The organism is bacterium (assembly GCA_017744355.1).
Lineage (GTDB): Bacteria > Cyanobacteriota > Sericytochromatia > S15B-MN24 > UBA4093 > JAGIBK01.
The window spans coordinates 16,760-36,056 of the sequence record JAGIBK010000009.1 but is presented as its reverse complement, the minus strand read 5'-3'; the positions used below and the strand labels follow the sequence as shown (position 1 = coordinate 36,056).

The following is a 19,297-nucleotide window of genomic DNA, read 5'->3' as shown; positions in this document are numbered from 1 at the left end:
CGACTAGCGCTTCTTGGCGCCTTCTTTTCCACCGAACATGGCCTTGGCGTACTGGATCCCGATGCCGTAGGCACCGGCGTGCTCCTCAGCCACGTTGAGCACGGCGTCGTAGGTTTCGGTGCGGGCCCAGTCGCGCTGCAGCTCGCACATGAACTGCAGCCAGGTCATGGGAACCGCCCCCGCCTGGATGACGCGCTGCATGGCCATGTCGTGGGCCATGGCGGTCGTCGCGCCACAGGCATCGGTGATGACATAGACCTCGTAGCCGGCTTCCAGGGCGCTGATGACCGGGAAAACGAGGCAGACCTCGGTCCAGAGCGCTGCGAACACCAGCTTCTTGCGATTGGTCTTCTCGACGGCCGTGCGGAGGTTCGAGTCCTCCCAGGCGTTCATGCTGGTGCGGTCGATGGGCTTCTGGTTGGGGAAGACGGCCTGCAACTCGGGCATGAGGGCCCCACTGAAGGATTCGGCGGCCACGGTGGTCAGGATGGTCGGGACCTTGAAGACCTTGGCGGCCTTGGCGAGGCCGATCGTGTTGTTCAGAAGGGTCTGGCGATCGATGGATTGGATCCCGAAGAACATCTGGGGTTGGTGGTCGATGAAGACCAGGGCGCAACTCTCGGGAGTCAGCAACCCATGGATCCACCGGACCGCGTAACGCTCGGTACTCACGGCATCCCTCCTGCTGAGTGACGGTATCGCTACTCAGCACCTTAGCGCCTCGCGCTCCGGACGCGCTTGGTCGCTTCCGATGAAAAAACGCGTGAGGCCTGGGGTGGGATGCCGCAAGGGAGGAGCGCCGCTTTAGGTGAGGAGTTTGTTCTTCTGCTGTTCCAGGCTTGCGATCAAGTATCGCTTGATCTCCTGCTCGGTTTCGAGGGTTCGAAGCTCCGTGAGGATCAGCTCCACGAGCTTGTCGCCGAGCTGCCGGGAGAGGTCCCGCTGGGTGGGATCCTCGAGGGCGGCCCCCATGCCGCGCTGGATGCCGTTGACGATCTCGGCGACCAGATCGGGCAGGTAGCGCTCGGCCATCCCGCCGACGACGGGCAGGGCGCGCAATTGCTGGTAGGTCGGCGACTCGTTGAGGGCTTGCTGGGCGGAGTAGGTGATCATGGTCTGGAGGTCGGGGATCACCTGGGGCAGGATGCGGGTGACGGCGGCCTGCAAGTGGAGTTCGACGAAGCGGTTGAACCGCTCGCGGTCCTCGGCGGAGAGCTCGCGGATGGTCTCGTCCAGGTCGAAGCGCCGGATCGACTCCTGGTAGTTGCTCAGGAGCCTGACGCTGACCAGGTCGGTGGCGAGGTTGATCCCTCGCTCGGCGGCGCGCTGAGGGATGGTGATCGGGTTGATCAGGCCGAGCCGCCGCATGCGGTGCCCCACCGAGATCCCGCGCACCAGGTGGAGCCAGCCGGACTGGCCGAGCGGGACGACGTACTGCCCGAGCGGGACGAAGTAGACCAGGTCGTACCAGCGGGCGTAGCAGAATGCCTTCCAGCTCGGGTACTTGCCGCGCCTCAGTTCGAGCGCGCCTCGCACCAGGAAGTCGAACGCGAAGAAGGGGATGAACAGCAGATCGATCATCCAGAAGGCGTCGAAGGGCCGCCCGTTCTCGCCCAGCGCTCGGTAGTAGTTCCGTGCCAAGAGCGGGCGAAGCCTCTGGTCGAAGAAGGCCTGCTCTTGGTCAAGGCGCGCGGGCGTCAGGTTCTTGGGCGACCAGAAGACCATGAAGGCCTCTTTCCCCGAGTCGACCTTGGCGTGCCGCCGCAGGCGGTTCTTGATCTGCTCGAAGACCCCGCTCAAGCCGGCGCCCGAAAACGGGTCCTCCTGGTAAAGCTGCTGGCTGCGCTGCCGCATGTCCGCCAGGAGGGCGGCCGTGTCGCCTTCGCCCGCGCGCAGCTTCTCGAAGGTGGTGGTGGCCGCCTCCACGTAGCCCTGGGTGAGGCGGTGCGGGCTCACGCCTTTGACCGGGTCGTAGCGCTCGACCAAGTGCGGGGTGTAGGTCAGGTAGTGGTGACGCAGGTCCAGGTAGGTGTAGTCGAAGAGCACCAGGCCCAGGTTCACCAGGGCGAGGAAGAGGATGCTCCAGTGGCTCGCCAGGTCGAGGCACCACAGCAGGCGCCCTCTGAGGGACTGCGGCATGGGCCGGAAGTCGTCGTCTCGCCCCGGGAACAGGGTGCGCGCGAGCTTCTTGCTGAGCGAGACGGGCACGGGGCCGGTGGTGGACGACATCGTCATCTCCGAAGGGACAGGCCTGGGTGAGGGCCGGCGGTGGGCGTCACGGGCGGCGATGGGCATTTGGGCGGTTTCAGTATCCGACAGAACGGGCCTCTCGACAAGCGATGGGAGTTGTTCGGCGGCAGGACGGCGTATGCTACGATGATGTGCGAACGAGCAGGCCGCCAGAGGGCGGCCTTGGGGTTTCGACGAGGATCGTCCCGTTTGCGCAAGGTTCTCTTCATCCTCGGCGAGCTGACCGAGCAGGATCTGGATTGGCTGGTGACCCGCGGCTCGCCGCAGACCGCCGTCCGGGGTCGCGCCATCATCGTTCAGGGACAACCGATCGACTCGATGTTCATCATCCTGGATGGCTCGTTTGCCGTCGTGGCGGGTGCGCACGAGGACAAGCCGCTCGCGGTCGTGGGCTCGGGCGAGATCGTGGGCGAGATGTCGCTGGTGGACCAGGGCCCGCCCTCGGCCACGGTGCGTGCGCGAGAGGATAGCCGGGTGCTTGCGATCGCCCGGGCCGACCTCGAAGAGAAGCTGCGGACCGACATCGGCTTCAACGCGCGCTTTCACCGAGCGCTCGCGCTCTTTCTCGCCGACCGCCTGCGCAACACCTTCCGAACCATGGGGCAGGGGAGCGCTTTCTCGCTTCGCGAGGATGTCCTCGAGGACCACGAGGTGGACCCCGCCGTGCTCGACAAGGTGGCGATCGCGGGCCTGCGCTTCGAAACCATGCTCCGCCGCCTGATTCCGGACTAGCCGATGCCGACTTCGCCGCTCAAACCGCCCGCACCGCGCGCCACCCTCGCCACCGACGACCAGCTCGACGAGCTGTTGCAGGTGGTGAGCCCCAAGGGCTGGATCGCCGTGCTGTGCTTGACGGTCGTCACCGCCCTGATCGTCTTGTGGGCCATCTTCGGGACCATCCCCGTCACCGTCATGGGCTCGGGGATCCTGACCCGGCCCCACAAGGTGATGGGCATCCAGTCCGTGGGATCCGGCAAGCTGCGTGAGCTTCGGCTCTCGCCGGGCAGCACGGTCCAGGTCTCCGACGTGGTCGCGGTGCTCGACCTGCCCGAGCTTGGCCGCCAGCTGGCCGAGCAAGAGGCGAAGCTCGCCCTCCTGGACGCGCAGAGCGCGCAGAACCTCGCGCTCCAGGCTCGGCACAACGAGCAGGAAGAGCGGGCGATCGCCGAGCAGGAGCGCAATTACCGGCGCCTGATAACCCAGGCCAAGGCCCTGGACGCCACCCTCAAGGCCCGTTACGAGGACCGCAAGCACCTCTACCACCTCAAGGCCCTGACCGTCGATGCGATGCTCGAGGCCGAGCAGAGCTACCGCACCAACCACGACCGGATTCCGGACTGGGAGGCCCAGCTGCGGCAGCTCGCACTGCGCCGCGACACCATGGCGCAGCAGTACGCCGACTTGCGCACCGCCAAAAGCCTCCAGCGCCGCGATCTGACGGCTACGATCGCCGTGCTCAAGGAGCAGATGGCGAACCAGGGCCTGGTCCGCAGCCGCTGCACCGGTCGCGTGCTCGAAGTCTCGACCATGGTGGGCCAGGTGATCACCGCCGGCACCCGCCTGGCCACGGTGGCGGTCGAGGACAAGGACCAGCCCATGGTCGCCTTGCTCTATTTCCCGATCCGCGACGGCAAGAAGGTCCTGCCGGGCCAGCACGTCCAGACCACCCCCGACACCGTCAAGCGCGATCGCTTCGGCGGCATCACGGGCACGGTGCTCACCGTCTCGCCCTTCCCGGTGACCAAGCAGGCCATGGCGAGCACCCTGGGCAGCGAAGACTGGGCGGTGGCCCTCTCCAACGGCACCCCCCAGATCGAGGTCACCGCCCAGCTCGACGTGGACCCTCACACGCGCAGCGGCTACCACTGGTCGGCTTCCGAGGGGCCGCAGATTCCCCAGACGCCGGGTACCACCATCACGAGCCGCGTGACGGTCGAAACCCTCAGCCCGATTCAGCTCGCCATCTCGCTGATGAGGCAGGCCAGTGCGATTTACTAGCCTCCCGGGCCGCCGGGCGCGGGTCGTTCGGACGCCCCTGCGCTTCCAGCTAGAGGCGGTCGAGTGCGGGGCCGTTGCCCTCGGCATCGTGCTCGCCTATTTCGGCCGCAAGGTGCCGCCGGCTGAGCTTCGGGCCGCGTGCGGCGTTTCGCGCAACGGCAACAGCGCTTCGAGCATGCTCAAGGCCGCCCGTCGTTATGGCCTGATGGCCAAGGCCTTCCATATGGAGCCCGAGCGGCTCAGCGAGCTGCCCGTGCCGCAGATCGTCTTCTGGAACTTCACCCACTTCCTGGTGGTGGAGGGCTTCAAGGGCGACACGGTCTACGTCAACGACCCGGCCCACGGTCGCCGCAGGCTCGCCATGGCCGAGTTCGTGAAGGGCTACACGGGCCTTGTGATCCTGCTCCAGCCGGGGCCAGAGTTTCAGCGGGGGGGAACCGGCCTCGGGGTCGTCGGTCCGCTCGTTTCGCGGCTGAAGAGCTCGCGGCGCGCCCTGCTCTTCCTCATTCTGCTGGGTGCGCTGTTGGTGGTGCCGGGGCTCGCCGTGCCCCTGACCACCCGGATCTTCGTGGACCACGTGCTGGTCCTGCAGCGCTCGGAGTGGCTCAATCCCCTGCTCTTGGGGATGCTTGCGATTGCCGTGCTCAGGGGCGTGCTGACGCAGCTGCGCCTCTACCACTTGAACCGCCTCAAGACCTCGCTTGCGGCCCGCATGTCCCAGGGTTTCCTGCGGCACCTTCTGAGCCTGCCGCCTTCTTTCTACGCTCAGCGCTTCCCCGGCGCGATCGCCATCCGCTTCCAGCTCAACAGCCGCCTGGCGACCCTGCTCTCGGGGCGCCTGGCCACCACCGCCATCGACCTGCTGATGATCGTGTTCTACGGCGGCATGATGCTGCTGTACGACCCGCTGCTTTCGAGCATCGTCTTTGCCGCAGGGGCCCTGAACCTGCTCGTCCTCGCCTGGATCGGGCGCCTGCGCGTGACCGCCAACATGCGGGTGGCCCAGGAGCAAGGGGAGCTGGCGGGCATCGGGCTTGCAGGCTTCCAGGCCATCGAGAGCCTGAAGGCGTCGGCGAGCGAGGGGATCTTCTTCGGCCAGTGGGCGGGTCATCAGGCCAAGGTCCTCAAGGCCAACCAGCGCCTCGCCGCGCTCGAGATCGCGGTCGGGAGCATCCCCAGCCTGCTCTCCTCGCTGGCCACGGCGACGGTCGTGGTGGTCGGGGGCGCGCGGGTCATGGAGGGGCACCTCACCATGGGCATCCTGGTCGCCTTCCAGACCATGGTCGGCTCCTTCCTCGGCCCCATCAACGGCTTGGCGACCCTCGGCGCCTCTTTGCAGGCCGTGCTCTCCGACCTGGCTCAGCTGGAGGACGTCCTGGCCGAGCCCGCGGACGAGGCCATCCAGGGGCCCTTGGACGCCCAGTCCGAGACCAAGCGTCTGCAAGGGGCCCTTTCCGTCTCGGACCTCTCGTTCGGCTTCAGCCCCACGGATCCGCCTCTGGTCGAAGGCTTCAGCCTCTCGCTCGCTCCGGGCCAGCGCGTCGCCCTGGTGGGGGCCTCGGGGTCGGGCAAGTCCACCGTGGCGAAGCTGGTGGCGGGGCTCTACCGGCCCTGGGCCGGTTCGATCCGGTTCGACGGCCGAGAGCGCCACGCGATCCCCGAGGCGGTCCTCGCCCAGTCCCTCGCCCTGGTGGAGCAGGACGTGGTGCTCTTTGCGGGGAGCGTCCGCGACAACCTGACCATGTGGGATCGCTCGGTGCCGGAGGCCGACCTGCTCCGGGCTCTCGCGGACGTCGAACTGCTCGAAGACGTGCTCGCCATGCCCAAGGGCCTGGATGCCGCCCTGTTCGAGGGGGGCAAGAACCTCTCGGGAGGCCAGCGACAGCGCCTCGAGATCGCCCGCGCCCTGGTGCGGGACCCTGCGATCCTGATCCTGGACGAGGCCTTCAGCTCCCTCGACTCGCGGACCGAGCGGCGCATCGACCGCAACCTCCGCGCGCGTGGCTGCACGTGCCTGGTCGTTGCCCACCGGCTCAGCACCCTCAGGGACTGCGACGAGATCCTGGTCCTCTCGCAGGGGACGGTCGTCGAACGCGGCACCCACGAGGCCCTTTACGCACGAGGCGGCCTCTATGCAGACCTGATCGCCATGGAACTCGGCGAGGCCCAAGAGGTGTCGCATGCGTGAGGACCGAGAGGCGGTGATGCCCCTTGCCGGTGATGCGCCGCTGCGCCTCGACGACCCGAGCGCCCTTTTCCGGGTCGCGCATGGGGAGGTTGCGGTCTTCGCGCTGGTCGGCGAGAGCGATTCTCTCCCCGGCGCCCGGCGCCCCCTCTTCACCGTCGCCGAGGGCGGGGTGCTCGGCGGGGTCGCACCCGACATTGGCGCTTTCGAGGTGGTGGCGGTGGCGCTCGGCGCCGCGCGCCTGCTCCGGATAGAGGCGACTGATCTGGAGCGTGCCGAGGCCTTGCTGCGCTGGGGGGCGAGCATCGCAACGCTTGCGCCCGAGGCCCCCGAAGCCGCCTCGCCGGCGCCTGAGGCCGGTCGTATCGCGCTCGAACCGGGCGAGAGCATTCGCTTCGAGGCAGGCTGCTGGGTCATGGCGGTGAGCGGACAGGCCGCCTGCTTTGGCCTGAACGAGGCGGCGCTCACGCCCGAGCTGGGGCCGGTGCCCATGGGAGAAGGCGCCTGGCTGCGCGCACAGGGGGCGATCGAGCTACTCGCGCTCGGTCCGAGTGAACTCGCCGAGCCGGCGCAGCTGGAAGCGGGACGCCGGGCGCTTGCAGGCTTTGCGCATCGAGCGATTGTTCGCCGCCTTGCAACGCTCGAAACGGCCGACGCCGCCCGGATCGCAGGTCGCATGGACGCTGAGGCGCGAGCCATGGGACGAGCCCACCGCGACCTCGCGGGCATTCTCGAACCGATCGGGGATCCCGCGCCGCAGGGCGACCCGCTGTTTGCGGCCCTCTCGGCCATCGGCGCCGCTTCGCAGATCTCCTTCCAGCGGCCGGCGGCCGGCGCGAGCAGCCCCGCCCGGGATCCGTTCAAGGCGATCATGCGCGCCTCCCACGTGCGCTACCGCCGGGTACGGCTGAGCGGCGACTGGTGGCGCCGGGACAGCGGGCCGATGCTCGCCTATCGCCTGGAGGACAGGCAGCCCATCGCCTTGCTGCCGCTCTCGCCCGGCCGATACGCCTACCTGGATCCCGCGACCGGCGCGCGCCTGCCGGTCGACGCCGAGGTCGCGCGCGGGCTTCGCACCCATGGGATCGTCTTCTACCGCCCGTTCGCGGATCAGCCCCTCACCCAGAAGGATCTGCTCGCCTTCGCCTGGGACGTGATCCGCTCGGAGGCCCACGTGGTCCTCGCGGTCGCTGCCCTCTCGGCGGCGCTCGGCGTCGTGGTGCCCCATGCCACTTACTGGTTGCTGACGGCCGTCATCCCGAGCGGCGATCGCCAGCTCCTGTTCGAACTCGGCATCGCGCTCTTCGTGATCTCGGCGGCCCTGCCCGCCCTGCGCCTGGTCCAGGACTACGCGGTTCTGAGGGCCGAAACGCGGGCCGAGGCGGCCCTCAACGCCGCGCTGTGGGACCGGGTGCTTGGCATGCAGCCGCAGTTCTTCCGCGAGACGCCCGCCGGGGATCTGGCCCAGCGCATGAACACCATCAGCCAGCTCAGGCGCGCGCTCGCGGGTACGACCGTTCAGAGCGTGATCAGCGGGGTCTTCTCCGTGACCTTCCTCGCTCAGCTCTTCTTCTACAGCACCCCGATGGCCTTGGCAGGCCTGCTGGTCGGGGTCCTGATCGTGGCCTACATGGGGATGTCGGCCAAGCTCACCCTGCGCGAGCGCCAGCGCGTCGGCCGGCCAGCGGCCAACACGCAGGCCCTGGTCGTCAACTACATCGACGGCCTCTCCAAGATCCGGGTCGCCAGGGCCGAGGCGCAGGCCTTCGCCAACGTCGTCGCCTCGTACGCCGTCAACGAGCGTGAGGACTTCCTGGTGCAGCGCTACCAGGATCGCCTGACCCTGTTCATCGAGGTGGCGCCCCTGCTCGCCATGGCCCTGTTCTACGCGGGCTTCGCCGCCCAGACGAGCGTCCCGGGGGGAACCTCCCAGATGGGGGCCTTCATCGCCTTCAGCGCGGCCTTCGGGAGCTTCCTCACAGGGACCCTGGGGATGGGGAATGCCCTCGGCAACCTGATCGACACCGAGCGGAAGTGGCGCAAGCTGATGCGCTTCGTGAACGCGCCGCTCGAAACCAAACGCGGCGGCCTGGATCCGGGTCCCCTGGCGGGGGGCATCGCTTTCAAGCGCCTCGCCTTCCGCTACGGCCCAAAGGCTCCCTACGTCTTGCGCGACCTCTCGCTCGACATCGCCCCGGGGGAGTTCGTCGCCATCGTCGGTGCCTCGGGGTCGGGCAAGTCCACCCTGCTGCGCCTCCTGCTCGGGTTCGAGAGCGCCGAGTCGGGCAAGATCTACCTAGACGGCAACGACTTCGCGGGGCTCGACCTCCAGGCGGTGCGCCGGCAGATCGGAACCGTGCTGCAGCACGACCGGATCAGCCGAGGCACCCTCTACGACAACGTCGCGGTGGGCCAGGGGCTCACCTATGCGCAGGTGCGCGCGGCCTGCGAGGCTGCGGGCCTCGACGAGGACTTGTTGGCCATGCCCATGGGCCTCTACACCACGATCAACGAGGGGGGCAGCAACCTCTCGGCGGGCCAGCGTCAGCGGCTTCTCATCGCGCGCGCCCTCGCGCGCAAGCCCTCCATCCTGCTCTTCGACGAGGCCACCAGCGCCCTGGACGGCAAGACGCAGGCGACGATCAGCCAGAGCCTTCGCCGGCTTGCGTGCACGCGGATCACCGTGGCCCACCGCCTCAGCACCATCCGCCAGGCGGACCGCATCCTCGTCCTGGAAGGGGGCGCCATCGCCCAGGAGGGGGACTTCGCGACCCTCTCCCAGGCGGACGGCCCCTTCCGGCAGCTCATGGAGAACCAGCTCCTATGAGGCGCTCCTTCCTCGTCTGCTGTCTGCTCGTAGTCCTCGGTTCGGCTGGGGGCCCTGCGATCGCGCTTGAGGGCGAGCTCTCGCTGCGTGAGGCGATCGCCCACGCCCGGAGCTTCAGCCCGACCTTGAAGGCGGGCAAGTTGCTGATCGCCCAGACCGAGGCGAGTCAGCGCGGCGCCGAGGCTGAGCGCTGGCCGCGCCTGCTGCTCAGCAGCGCTCTCTCGCAAACGGGCAAGGACACGGGGGTGGCCTTCGCCCAGGGGGCCTGGGACACCAAGCTTTCCCTGAATCAGCGTTTGTTCGACGCGTTCTTGGCGCAGGACGCGCAACAACAGACTGCCCTCGCAAGGCGAAGGGCGGAGGCCGAATTCGAGGCCGCGGACCTCGCCCTCCAGTACGAGGTGGCCCGCACCTACTTCGACGTCCTGCGCGCGCAAGCCCTGGAGGCCGCGAGCCGCGTGGACATCCAGCAGGCCAAGGCTCAGCTCGAAGTCGCGAAGATGCGCCTCAAGGGCGGCGTCAGCACCGAGCTCGACGTCCTGCAGGTCCAGGCCCTGGTCGCGAGTGCTGAGGACCGCAGGCTCCAGGCGCAAGCGACCCTCGATGCCGCGCAGCTGGCCTTCGCGACCCTGCTGGGCCAGTCGGGCACCTCGATCCACCCCGACGCGAAGGCGGTCCTCTTGCCGCTCGAGATGCCGCCCGCGAGCGCGTCGAGCGCTCTGACGCAGCGTCCGGAGCTTCGCGCGCTGGATGTCGGTCGGCAGTTGCAGGAGCTCGTCGTCCGCCAGCGATCGCGCGCCAAGCTGCCGACCCTCGAAGCCGCAGGAAATCTCGGCGCGAGCCCCTACGGTGGGGCGAGCTACGGGGTGACGGGGACCCTGAGCTGGACTTTGCTCGACTCCGGGCGCATCGGCGCCCAGGTCCAGCAGGCCGAGCAAGACGCGGCCCGCGCCGCCGCGATCCTGGATGCAGGGAGACTCTCAGCCACGCTCGATATCCAGCGGGCCCAGGCCGCCCTGCATGCGTTCCAGGGGCGCACCCAGCTGACGCAGCAACAACTGGCGGCCGCGAACCGGGCGCTGCAACTGGCGCGCATGCGCTTCGAGCGTGGGGTCGGGACCAATCTCGAGATGATCCAGGCCCTCACCGCCCTCAACCAGGCTCAGAGTGCTGCGATCGCAGCCAAGTTCGACGGCTTCGCCGCCCAGCTCAAGCTAGCCCAGGCCCTCGCCCTGCCCGTGGAGGCCCTGTCCCCCTGAGGCTGGCCGCGGTACCGAGGATTTTCGTCGTCAGGGCCTTGAGAGGGAGCGAAGGTCACCGGTCATCATGAATGAGCGAAGGAGGGTGGTATGAGTCGACATCTTGTTCTCGCGATGGCCACGCTGGGGGTGCTCATGAGCCCTGCGCCAGCCGACGCGAAAATCGTCAAGGAAACGGTGTCCTACCGCCAGGACGGCCAGACCTTCGAGGGCCTGCTCGTGTTCGACGACGCCCACAAGGGCAAGCGTCCTGCCGTGATGGTGGTCCACGAGTGGTGGGGCTTGAACGACTATCCCAAGCGCCGTGCCGAGGAGCTGGCCAAGCTTGGCTACGTGGCCTTCGCCGCCGACATGTACGGCAAGGGCGTGGTGGCGCGCACCCCCGATGAGGCAGGCAAGCTGGCCGGCGCCTTGCGGCGCGATCGCGCCCTGATGCGCGCCCGGGCCCGGGCGGCCTGGGACGTGCTCGCGGCGCGCCCCGAGGTGGATCCCGCCCGGATGGCCGCCATGGGCTACTGCTTCGGGGGTGGCGTGGCCCTTGAGCTTGCGCGCAGCGGCGTCGACATGGCCGGCACCGTGAGCTTCCACGGCAGCCTCGATACGCCCAACCCGACGGCGAGCCACTTCAAGGGCAAGGTCCTCGTGCTGCACGGCGCCGAGGACAAGGCCGTGACCATGCAGGACGTGCTCGCCTTCCAGGACGAGATGCGTCGAGGTCACGTGAACTACCAGATCAACCTCTATGGGGGGGCGGTTCACGCCTTCACGAACCCGGCGGCTGGGAACGACCCTTCCAAGGGCGTCGCCTACGACGCCCAGGCCGATAAGCGATCGTGGGAGGCGCTGCTGCTGTTCCTCCGCGAGATCTTCGGGGGGGCTTGAGCATGACGATCGCCTTGAAGCGTGCCTATGAGGCACCTGCCCCTGAGGACGGGGATCGCTTCCTGGTCGATCGCCTCTGGCCAAGAGGGGTCACGAAAGAGCACCTGAAACTGAGCGCCTGGCTCAAGGACCTGGGGCCGAGCACGGAGCTGCGACGCTGGTTCGGTCACAAGCCCGAGCGGTGGCGCGAGTTCGAGGCGCGCTATCGTGATGAGCTGTCATCCAAGGCAGAGGCCCTGAGCCCGCTCCTTGCGGCTGCGCGCCATGGGCACATCACGCTGGTCTACGGCGCGAAGGACACGGAGCACAACCAGGCGGTGGTCCTGAAGCGCGTCATCGAGGAGCACTTGAAGGCGAGGCGCTGACGCCCGGGCCTTCAAGTTCCTTGACAACCCCCCATGATGTCGGCCATAAAGGAGTCATGAGTTACGCGCACCTGCAAGCCGACGTGATCATTACCGCCATTCATTGAATGGTGGGTTTTCGCTTGCTTTAGTGCCGTCGACGAAACCCGCCCCAGCGAGGCGGGTTTTTTGCTACCTCCTGGGGACGATTCGACCAAGCAGGAGGTCTCCATGGAAGCTCAAGATCCAACCCGACAGAAGGCCCAAGCTCCGACGCTGCACCTGGTGTGCGGAAAGATCGCGGCGGGAAAGTCGACGTTGACCCGTAAACTGGCGGCTGCCCCGAAGACCGTCCTGATCAGCGAGGACGAATGGCTCAATCGCCTCTATCCGGGTGAGATAAGCGCCCTCGCGGACTATGTTCGCTGCACGACGCGGCTACGCGATGCCATGAGCGGTCATATCGAGCAATTGCTGCGTGCCGGCCTCTCGGTGGTCCTCGACTTTCCCGCGAACACGCGCGGGAGTCGCCAATGGATGCGAGAGCTCGTCGAGAAAGTCCAGGCCACTCATTGTCTGCACTACCTCGACGTCTCGGACGAGGAGTGCAAGGCACGTCTGCGACTGCGCAACGAAACGGGCGCTCACGAATTCAAGACCAGTGACGCCGAGTTCGATGCAATAACGAAGTACTTCGTCCCCCCATTTCCGGATGAGGGCTTCACCGTCGTGACCTACCGCTAGCGGATGAAGGGGGCGGCCTGAATGAGCTTAAGGGTGTCGCAAAATTTTGAGTGAGCGCTTGCCTTGGGATCGAAAAAGAGGCAGGGGTGATCCCCCTGCCTCTGGCATACCGATTCCGAAACTCCTCGGGGGTTAGAACCCGATGGAACGAACGACCCGGTTATCGGTATCGGCGATGTAGAGGGTGCCCGATGCACCCATCGCCAGGCCCTGCGGTTCGTCCAGTTGGGCCTTGGCGGGCGCGCCGCCGTCGCCCGAGTACCCGTCCATGCCGTTCCCGACCACGGTCGAGATCAGGCCGGTTTTCAGGTCGACCTTGCGGATGACACTGTTTTCCCTGTCGGCGATGTAGAGGTTGCCCGAGGCGTCCACCGCCAGGCCGTTCGATTTGCCAATTCGAGCGTAGGTGGCCAGCCCGCCGTCCCCCGAGTACCCGTAGCCGCCGGTTCCGGCCACGACCGTGACGGTGCCGTCGAGGCTGACCTTGAGGACCTGGGGCTCGTTCGCGATGGCGAGATAGAGGTTGCCCGTGGCATCCACCGCCACGCCGCGAGGGCGCTTGTTGTCGTCGGTGTATACGGTCGTGATGGTCTCGCCTTCGACCTTGATGACCTTCTTACTGTCCCCGCTGGAGACGTAGAGCGCGTCGTCCTTGTCCACCGCCACGGCGTTGGGCTGGTACATGCCGTCAATCTCAACGACCGAGGTGGTGCCGTCGCTTGTGACCTTGAGGACTCGATTGTTGCCCGAATCGGCGATGTAGAGGTCGCCATTCTTGGCCTCCGCCACGCCCAGGGGATAGCTCAGCTCCTCGGTGCCGGTATCCACGACCGAGAGGTTGCCCTGGCTGAGTTTCCAGACCACGTCGTTGTTCGAATCGGCGATGTAGAGGTCGCCATTCTTGGCTTCCGCCACCGCCGAGGGGGCGCCGAGCGCAATGCTCAGGGCGTTTCCGCCCGCGAGGGCTCCGCTAGAAGCGGGGCGGCCGGCCACGGTCGCGATCGTCCCGTTGCTGACCTTTCGGATGCGGCCATTGTTCGTATCGGCGATGTAGAGGTTGTCCGATGCGTCCACGGCCACGCCACGAGGATAGGCCAGCCTGGCGCTGGTGGCTGCCTTGTCGTCTCCGTCGTATCCGTAGCTGCCGTTTCCGGCCACGGTCGAGATCGTGCCGTTGGTGACCTTGCGGATGCGTTGATTGTTCGTATCGGCGATGTAGAGGTTGCCCGTTGCGTCCACGGCCACGCCTTGAGGATAGTACAGCTTGGCGCTGGTGGCAGGCCCGCCGTTCCCCGAGAATCCCGACGCGCCGTTTCCGGCCACGGTCGTGATCACACCGTTTGTGACCTTACGGATGCAGTGGTTGTCCGTATCGGCGATGTAGAGGTTGCCCTGGGCATCCACGGCCACGCCCTGAGGATTGTTCAGCTTGGCGGCAGTGGCGGGCCCGCCGTCCCCGTCAAATCCCGTGATGCCGTTTCCTGCCACGGTCGTGAGAATCCCCGACGTGGAAATCTTGAACACCAGGTTGAGAGCCGATGCGGCGGTGTAGAGATTGCCGTCGGCGTCGAAGGCCATGGTTTGATAGGGCGCCTGCCAGTCGGCGGCCAACGTCGACTTGGGCGCCCAGGTGCCGGCAACCGTCCGGATGACGGAGACGGCCAAATAGGTGTCGGTGGTCGTGACCGGCTGGCCGTTGACCGTCACGGTGATACGGCCGTTGCCAGCCCCCGCGGGGACCAGGACCTTGAGGCTGGTCGCCTTGGCCTCGGTGATTGTGCCGGCAACCCCGTCGAACTCGACCAGGTTGTTCGTCCGGACCTTGCCGTCGAAGCCCGTTCCCGTGAGGGTGACGAGCGTTCCGGGCTCACCCTGCTTGGGGGCGAAGTCGCTGATCGTCGGCAGGACCGAGAAGTTGGGCCCGAGGACGCTCAAGTTACCGACCTGGAGAGAGGTCGGCCCTGAGGTCGCACCAGCCGGGACATTCGTCGTCAGGCCGGTCGTGCTCGCGCTCGTGGGCACGGCTGCCTCGCCGTTGAACTTGAGGATGTTGCTGGCGGCGATCGGGCTGAAGCCCGAGCCGCTCACGGTCACGCTCGCAGCGACCATGGCTTGAGCCGGGGTGAAGGCGGTGATGACCGGAGCCACGTTGAGCCGGGTCCAGTGGGTTTGCCCATCGTCCCGGGTCATCCCGACGTTGGCGACCGGGTCCTGCCCATCGGCCAGGATGGTCTCGACCAGGCCCAGGATGGCGGTGTGCTCATCGGCCGAAAGTCCGCTGACCGCCTGGTACGCCCCGGTGGCGCCCCCGGTCAAGGAGCCTACCAAGGACGAGAAATTGAAGGGATTCGGGTTGCCGTTGACGAGCCCCGCGCCGATGGAGAGGGCGGTGGTCGAAGGGCTGATCACCGTGCCGCTGCCGGGGGTGGCGCTGGTGATGCTGGTCCAGCCGGTGCTGTACTTGGCGATCGTCCGCACGCGCACCGCGTGGTTTCCAGCCTGGTTGGCGTTCATGCCCTTGACCGCTTCGAGGAAGTAGGTCGCGGTGGGGTCGGCCACGTAGCCGTTGGAGAAGTTGAGGACGAACTCGCCGTTGGCGTTTGTCAGGGCCGTCGAGACGGTCTGGTTGGTGCCGGTGTTGATCAACGAGACGGTCGCGCCGCTGGCGACATCCGTCATGCTCGTCAGCGCGGAGCGCTGGGCGAAGGTCACGCGGCCAGCGAAGGGCGGGGCCGGCTGGCGGACGGCAGTGCCTTCGATCGTTCCCAGGCCCGGCTGGTTGAGGGTGGGAAGGCCGCCCGGAAAGCGGCAACCAACCATCGAGATGGTGGTGAGGAGAGTCAATGTGAGACTCAGCTTGCGCATCAAGGTGCTCCTATGGTTGCGAGATGGATCCCGCGAAGGGAATTTCGAGGATCGAGAGCTTCAGGCTCTGGCTGGCAGGGGGCGTGTCGCTCCCCACGACGATGTCGGTGGAGTTCGTCGCCGCCGCTTGGTTGGTGGCGTCGTAGGCCTGGGCCTTGAGACGGTAGGTCGTGCTGCCGTGCAGGTCGGTCAAGGAAACGGTCCGGGGCAAGTCGTCCCGGCGGATCGTGACGCCCGTTCCTGGCACCACCACCTCCGTGCCGCCTTCGATCCTGAAGAGCGCCGTCTCGACGTGATCAACCCGGAGGATGGCCCCCGAGAGACTCAGCGTGACGCTCGCCTGAGTTTTGAAGGCCGGGGTCTCGCTGTCCGGCTGATCGGAGGTCCCGGGCTCCACGGTGTCGCCGCCAGGAGAGGGGCAGCCCGTGAGCAGCACCGCTCCCGCCAGCGCGGTGAGAATGAATCGCGACATGAGGTCTCCTATGCGATGAACGCTTGTCTTCAAGCAAGCATAGGAAACTGGGAGTGTGGATTGCTATGGATGATCTTTCGATCGGGTAGGACGATCTATCGCTCATGTCGCGGGCAGCAGGGCGATTCAGCGTCGGGCACGCACAAGCGTGCGCAAGGCCATGAATCAGGCGCGATCCGATGATGTGCCCGCAAGACGCCAACTTTGCGGCGAGCTTCCGAGCGCCTGGCGGAACTGGCGGTGGAAGTAATTCGCGTCCGAGTAGCCCAGCGCCGCAGCGATGCGTTGGATGGGCCAGTCGGTGGTGGAGAGGAGGTGTTGCGCCTCGGTCATCTTGTAGTGCAGGATCCATTGCTGGATGGTTTTCCCGGTCTTGAGGCGCATGAGGTTGGTGAGGTAGGCCGGGGAGTACTCCGTGGCGGCTGCGACCTCGCGCAGGCCGATGGGCTCGCGAAAGTGGGCTTCGAGGAAGTTGAAGGCCATGACCAGGACCGGCTCCTCGCTCACGCCGGGCGGCAGCGCCTGGGCCGGAAGGGACGCCTCCTCGGAGGCGGGCGGCAGGTCCGCTTGCTGGGCGCGATGCGCGAGCGCGCGCTCGATCACCTGCTCGAGCAGGCGAAGGTCGTTCAAGGGCTTCTGGAGGAAGTCGAAGCTGCGCCCATGGCGCAGGGCCTCGATCGCGTCGTTCATCGAGGCTTGGCCGGTCAGGAAGATGACCTGGACGAGCGGATCCCGGGCTTTGAGAGCGCTCAAAAGGTGCAAGCCGTCGCACCGCGGCATCTTGAGGTCTGTCACCACGACGTCGAAGGCCTGCCGAGAGGCGATTTCCAGGGCTTCGAGGCCGTCCTGGGCTCCCTGGACCGCATAGCCCTTCATCGCGAGCCAGTCGCAGATGGTCAGGCGCAGGTCTTCTTCGTCCTCTGCGACCAGAACCCGGGCACGATGCTGCTTACGACTGGTATCGGACGGTTGCTCCATACGTTATGCTTACCCTACTTGCCAGGCTGCGTCACAACGCGAAGGAACGCGAGGGGAAACGAGGCTCATGAGCGCTCAGCAGATGGACGGACGCCTTCGCACCGCGATTCGCGGCATGGGCTTCTGGCCCGCCGTACTTTCCGTCGTCCTGGCCCTCTACGCCGGCCTCATGCTGGGGGTCGCCATCCCCTGGATCGATCGGCCTTTCCCCGGCTTCATGGTGCTCAGGGGGCAGAAGATCGACCTCCAGCTCCCCGATGCCTGGAGCGGGGCCAAGGCCGGCCTGCGCCCCATGGACCGGATCATCGGCGTCGACCAGCGACCGCTCGCTTCCAGCCAGGCGCTCTATGATCACGTCGCCTCCGTGCCCGTCGGGACCCTGCTGCAATACGAGATCGCCCGCACCTCCTGGGACGGCCGCGAGCAGCGCTTTACCAGGACCATCGCCACCGAGCGCTTCACCCTGCTGAACTGGTGCTCCATCTTCCTGGGCAACTGGCTGGCGGCGATCGCCTACCTGGTGATGGGGATCGTCGTCTCCATTCTGAAGCCGGGCGATCCCCTGGCCCGTGCCCACCTGGCCCTCTGCCTCGGCGGCAGCGCTCACTTTCTGACCCTGTTCGACTCGAGCGCCACCTACGTCTGGCCCGGCTACGTTCCGAGCCTCCTGGCCCTCGGCGCGTTCGGCGCCTCCGGCTTGAACCTGGCCCTGCTGTTCCCGCGCCAGCTCGGCGTGCCCTTGGGCCGCGCCAAGGCGCTCATCGTGTTGGCCGGCATCCTGCTGGCCGCCTACAGCATCTTGTTCTACCCCCAGGCCTCCCACGCGCAGTGGAGCTACATCGTGCCGTGCGCCTTCGCGGGACTGGGGGGGATGGCCTTGTTCGTCAACACGGCTTGGACCCTGACGAGTCGGACCAGCTCGATCACGGAGAAGGCGCAGGCCAGGATCCTCCTGTGGGGGGCGGGGCTCGCCGTGCTGCCGGCCGTGGGGCTCGTCATCGCCCTGCTCGCGGGCAGCAACGGGGTGCTGTTGAACCTTGGCGCCGCCTCCTGCGCCATGCTGCCGATCGCGATCGGGGTGGCGATCGTTCGTCACGGCCTGTTCGACATCGACCTCCTCTTCAGGCCCGCCCTCACCTACGCGCTCATCAGCCTTCTGCTGTTCACGCTCTACTCCTCGATCCTGGCCCTGATCGGAGCCCTGATCGGCGGCCAGTCGCCGTTCGCCAACATGGTGGCCACGGCGATCGTGGCGCTGGCCTTCGCCCCGCTACGCGATCGGACCAAGGCCTGGCTCGACAGGACCTTCTTCCGCTCGGCTTACGATGCCGACGCCATCCGCGCCGAGTTCGCCCGCTGCGCCCAGGAGACCCCGACCATCACGGAGCTTTCGCAGACGTTCTTCGGCCTGCTGGACGGGGCCCTCCACCTCACCTACGGCGCCGCCTTCCGGAAGGTGCCCGAGCCCCCTTACTGGCACCTGGCAGGGGTCCTCGGGACCTTGCCCGGAGGCGCGCCGGAGCCTTTGCCTTTGCCCTCCGACTTCCCTGATGCCGAGACCTTCAAGATCTCGCTTCACGGCGAAGTGCTGGGCCTCTTCCAGCTCGGGACCAAGCGATCTGGCGAGCCCTTCTCGACGCGCGATCGCCAGCTCATCACGGATCTGGCCCACACCCTGGCCCTGCGGATGAGCCTGCACGACGCTGTGCGCAAGGAGCAGCAGCAGGCCCACCACATCGCGGTGCTCGAGGCGTCCAAGGAGATGCAGGAGCAGTTCCTGAACCTGGTGAGCCACGAGCTGAAGACGCCGGTCAGCGTCATCATGGGAGCGCTCAGCTTCTTGAGGTTGGATGGGCAGGCCGTGAGCGCTCAGACCCTCGAAACCTACCTCGGCCGGATCTACCGCAATGCCGAGCAACTCTCCCTGCTGATCAGCGACCTCCTGAACGCAGGGCAACTACAGGCCGGCCACTTCACCCTCCACCGGCGCCCCTGCGCTTTCCGGGAGCTGGTCGAGGGGGCGATCGAGGATCTCGCCCCCTTGGGCGCGCAGAAGCGCCAGCACCTCGAGAACCTGGTGCCCGACGATTGGCCCGACATGGAGGGTGACCCCCAGCGCCTCGGCCAGGTCCTGCGCAACCTCCTCGTCAACGCCATCAACCACACGGGCGCGGGGAGCACCATCCGGGTCAAGGCGGAGCGCACCGCGGATCACCTGCGGTGCGAGGTGGTGGACACGGGACAGGGGATTCTCAAGGAAGAACAACCGAACCTCTTCCAGCGCTTCAAGCGGCTGGAGCAGGCGGGGGGACGCGGCGTCGGTCTGGGGCTCTTCATCGCCAAGGCCATTGTCGAGGCCCACGGCGGCGAGATCGGCGTCGAAAGCGAGCCTGGGCACGGTAGCGCCTTTTGGTTCACGATCCCGCTCAACGCCCAGCCGGCGATGACGCCTGAAAAAGAGGCCCGCCTGCTGCGCTAGCAACAGGCGGGCCG

General features: G+C 67.1%; 14 protein-coding genes. 9 read left to right on the top strand and 5 right to left on the bottom strand.

Translation table 11 applies throughout. The features are described from left to right. Positions 1 to 3: 3 nt before the first annotated feature. Positions 4 to 582 carry a hydrolase gene (locus J7643_18310; GenBank protein ID MBO9542544.1) on the bottom strand — a complete coding sequence of 193 codons (579 nt, stop codon included), beginning with the start codon at positions 580 to 582 and terminating at the stop codon, positions 4 to 6. Positions 583 to 804: 222 nt separating this feature from the next. After that, positions 805 to 2,229, bottom strand: coding sequence for a hypothetical protein (locus J7643_18305; protein ID MBO9542543.1), 1,425 nt, complete (start codon positions 2,227 to 2,229; stop codon positions 805 to 807). Positions 2,230 to 2,439: 210 nt separating this feature from the next. On the opposite strand from J7643_18305, the gene J7643_18300 reads away from it, so the two are divergent. The 8 genes from J7643_18300 to J7643_18265 all read left to right on the top strand — a co-directional run bounded on the left by J7643_18300 (position 2,440) and on the right by J7643_18265 (position 12,489). Continuing rightward, positions 2,440 to 2,982 carry a cyclic nucleotide-binding domain-containing protein gene (locus J7643_18300; GenBank protein ID MBO9542542.1) on the top strand — a complete coding sequence of 181 codons (543 nt, stop codon included), beginning with the start codon at positions 2,440 to 2,442 and terminating at the stop codon, positions 2,980 to 2,982. Between the two features lie 3 nt (positions 2,983 to 2,985). Continuing rightward, positions 2,986 to 4,248, top strand: a complete 1,263-nt coding sequence (locus tag J7643_18295; GenBank protein MBO9542541.1) for an NHLP bacteriocin system secretion protein — start codon at positions 2,986 to 2,988, stop codon at positions 4,246 to 4,248. After that, positions 4,235 to 6,436: an NHLP family bacteriocin export ABC transporter peptidase/permease/ATPase subunit gene (locus tag J7643_18290; GenBank protein ID MBO9542540.1), complete on the top strand. Its 2,202-nt coding sequence runs from the start codon at positions 4,235 to 4,237 to the stop codon at positions 6,434 to 6,436. Before J7643_18295 ends, J7643_18290 begins: the two co-directional genes overlap by 14 nt. Further along, complete coding sequence (locus J7643_18285) at positions 6,429 to 9,260, top strand: NHLP bacteriocin export ABC transporter permease/ATPase subunit (protein MBO9542539.1); 2,832 nt, start codon at positions 6,429 to 6,431, stop codon at positions 9,258 to 9,260. The genes J7643_18290 and J7643_18285 overlap by 8 nt, the downstream gene beginning before the upstream one ends. Beyond that, positions 9,257 to 10,519, top strand: coding sequence for a TolC family protein (locus tag J7643_18280; GenBank protein ID MBO9542538.1), 1,263 nt, complete (start codon positions 9,257 to 9,259; stop codon positions 10,517 to 10,519). Before J7643_18285 ends, J7643_18280 begins: the two co-directional genes overlap by 4 nt. Before the next feature lie 90 nt (positions 10,520 to 10,609). After that, positions 10,610 to 11,401 (top strand): dienelactone hydrolase family protein, encoded by a 792-nt coding sequence (locus tag J7643_18275; protein MBO9542537.1) that lies wholly within the window; start codon positions 10,610 to 10,612, stop codon positions 11,399 to 11,401. 2 nt (positions 11,402 to 11,403) lie between these two features. Beyond that, a complete protein-coding gene (locus J7643_18270) occupies positions 11,404 to 11,766 on the top strand; it encodes a DUF488 domain-containing protein (GenBank protein ID MBO9542536.1) in 363 nt (120 codons plus the stop codon). A gap of 210 nt (positions 11,767 to 11,976) precedes the next feature. Continuing rightward, positions 11,977 to 12,489 (top strand): ATP-binding protein, encoded by a 513-nt coding sequence (locus tag J7643_18265; protein ID MBO9542535.1) that lies wholly within the window; start codon positions 11,977 to 11,979, stop codon positions 12,487 to 12,489. Positions 12,490 to 12,621: 132 nt separating this feature from the next. On the opposite strand, the gene J7643_18260 is transcribed toward J7643_18265, so the two are convergent. From J7643_18260 to J7643_18250, 3 genes are all read right to left on the bottom strand, one after another. Then, positions 12,622 to 15,354, bottom strand: coding sequence for an IPT/TIG domain-containing protein (locus J7643_18260; protein MBO9542534.1), 2,733 nt, complete (start codon positions 15,352 to 15,354; stop codon positions 12,622 to 12,624). Between the two features lie 10 nt (positions 15,355 to 15,364). Continuing rightward, the gene (locus tag J7643_18255) at positions 15,365 to 15,826 is read right to left on the bottom strand and encodes a hypothetical protein (GenBank protein MBO9542533.1); all 462 of its coding nucleotides are present in this window, start codon (positions 15,824 to 15,826) and stop codon (positions 15,365 to 15,367) included. A gap of 165 nt (positions 15,827 to 15,991) precedes the next feature. Then, a complete protein-coding gene (locus tag J7643_18250; protein ID MBO9542532.1) occupies positions 15,992 to 16,804 on the bottom strand; it encodes a response regulator in 813 nt (270 codons plus the stop codon). A 67-nt stretch (positions 16,805 to 16,871) separates the two neighbouring features. On the opposite strand from J7643_18250, the gene J7643_18245 reads away from it, so the two are divergent. Further along, positions 16,872 to 19,283 carry a hypothetical protein gene (locus J7643_18245; GenBank protein ID MBO9542531.1) on the top strand — a complete coding sequence of 804 codons (2,412 nt, stop codon included), beginning with the start codon at positions 16,872 to 16,874 and terminating at the stop codon, positions 19,281 to 19,283. Positions 19,284 to 19,297: the final 14 nt, after the last annotated feature.

What these genes read in the sequence shown, in the direction of transcription:
- J7643_18310 (MBO9542544.1), bottom strand. Translation starts at nt 582, where the DNA reads ATGTTCTTCGGGATCCAATCCATCGATCGCCAGACCCTTCTGAACAAC.
- J7643_18305 (MBO9542543.1), bottom strand. Translation starts at nt 2,229, where the DNA reads ATGTCGTCCACCACCGGCCCCGTGCCCGTCTCGCTCAGCAAGAAGCTC.
- J7643_18295 (MBO9542541.1), top strand. Translation starts at nt 2,986, where the DNA reads ATGCCGACTTCGCCGCTCAAACCGCCCGCACCGCGCGCCACCCTCGCC.
- J7643_18285 (MBO9542539.1), top strand. Translation starts at nt 6,429, where the DNA reads ATGCGTGAGGACCGAGAGGCGGTGATGCCCCTTGCCGGTGATGCGCCG.
- J7643_18280 (MBO9542538.1), top strand. Translation starts at nt 9,257, where the DNA reads ATGAGGCGCTCCTTCCTCGTCTGCTGTCTGCTCGTAGTCCTCGGTTCG.
- J7643_18275 (MBO9542537.1), top strand. Translation starts at nt 10,610, where the DNA reads ATGAGTCGACATCTTGTTCTCGCGATGGCCACGCTGGGGGTGCTCATG.
- J7643_18270 (MBO9542536.1), top strand. Translation starts at nt 11,404, where the DNA reads ATGACGATCGCCTTGAAGCGTGCCTATGAGGCACCTGCCCCTGAGGAC.
- J7643_18265 (MBO9542535.1), top strand. Translation starts at nt 11,977, where the DNA reads ATGGAAGCTCAAGATCCAACCCGACAGAAGGCCCAAGCTCCGACGCTG.
- J7643_18260 (MBO9542534.1), bottom strand. Translation starts at nt 15,354, where the DNA reads ATGCGCAAGCTGAGTCTCACATTGACTCTCCTCACCACCATCTCGATG.
- J7643_18255 (MBO9542533.1), bottom strand. Translation starts at nt 15,826, where the DNA reads ATGTCGCGATTCATTCTCACCGCGCTGGCGGGAGCGGTGCTGCTCACG.
- J7643_18250 (MBO9542532.1), bottom strand. Translation starts at nt 16,804, where the DNA reads ATGGAGCAACCGTCCGATACCAGTCGTAAGCAGCATCGTGCCCGGGTT.
- J7643_18245 (MBO9542531.1), top strand. Translation starts at nt 16,872, where the DNA reads ATGAGCGCTCAGCAGATGGACGGACGCCTTCGCACCGCGATTCGCGGC.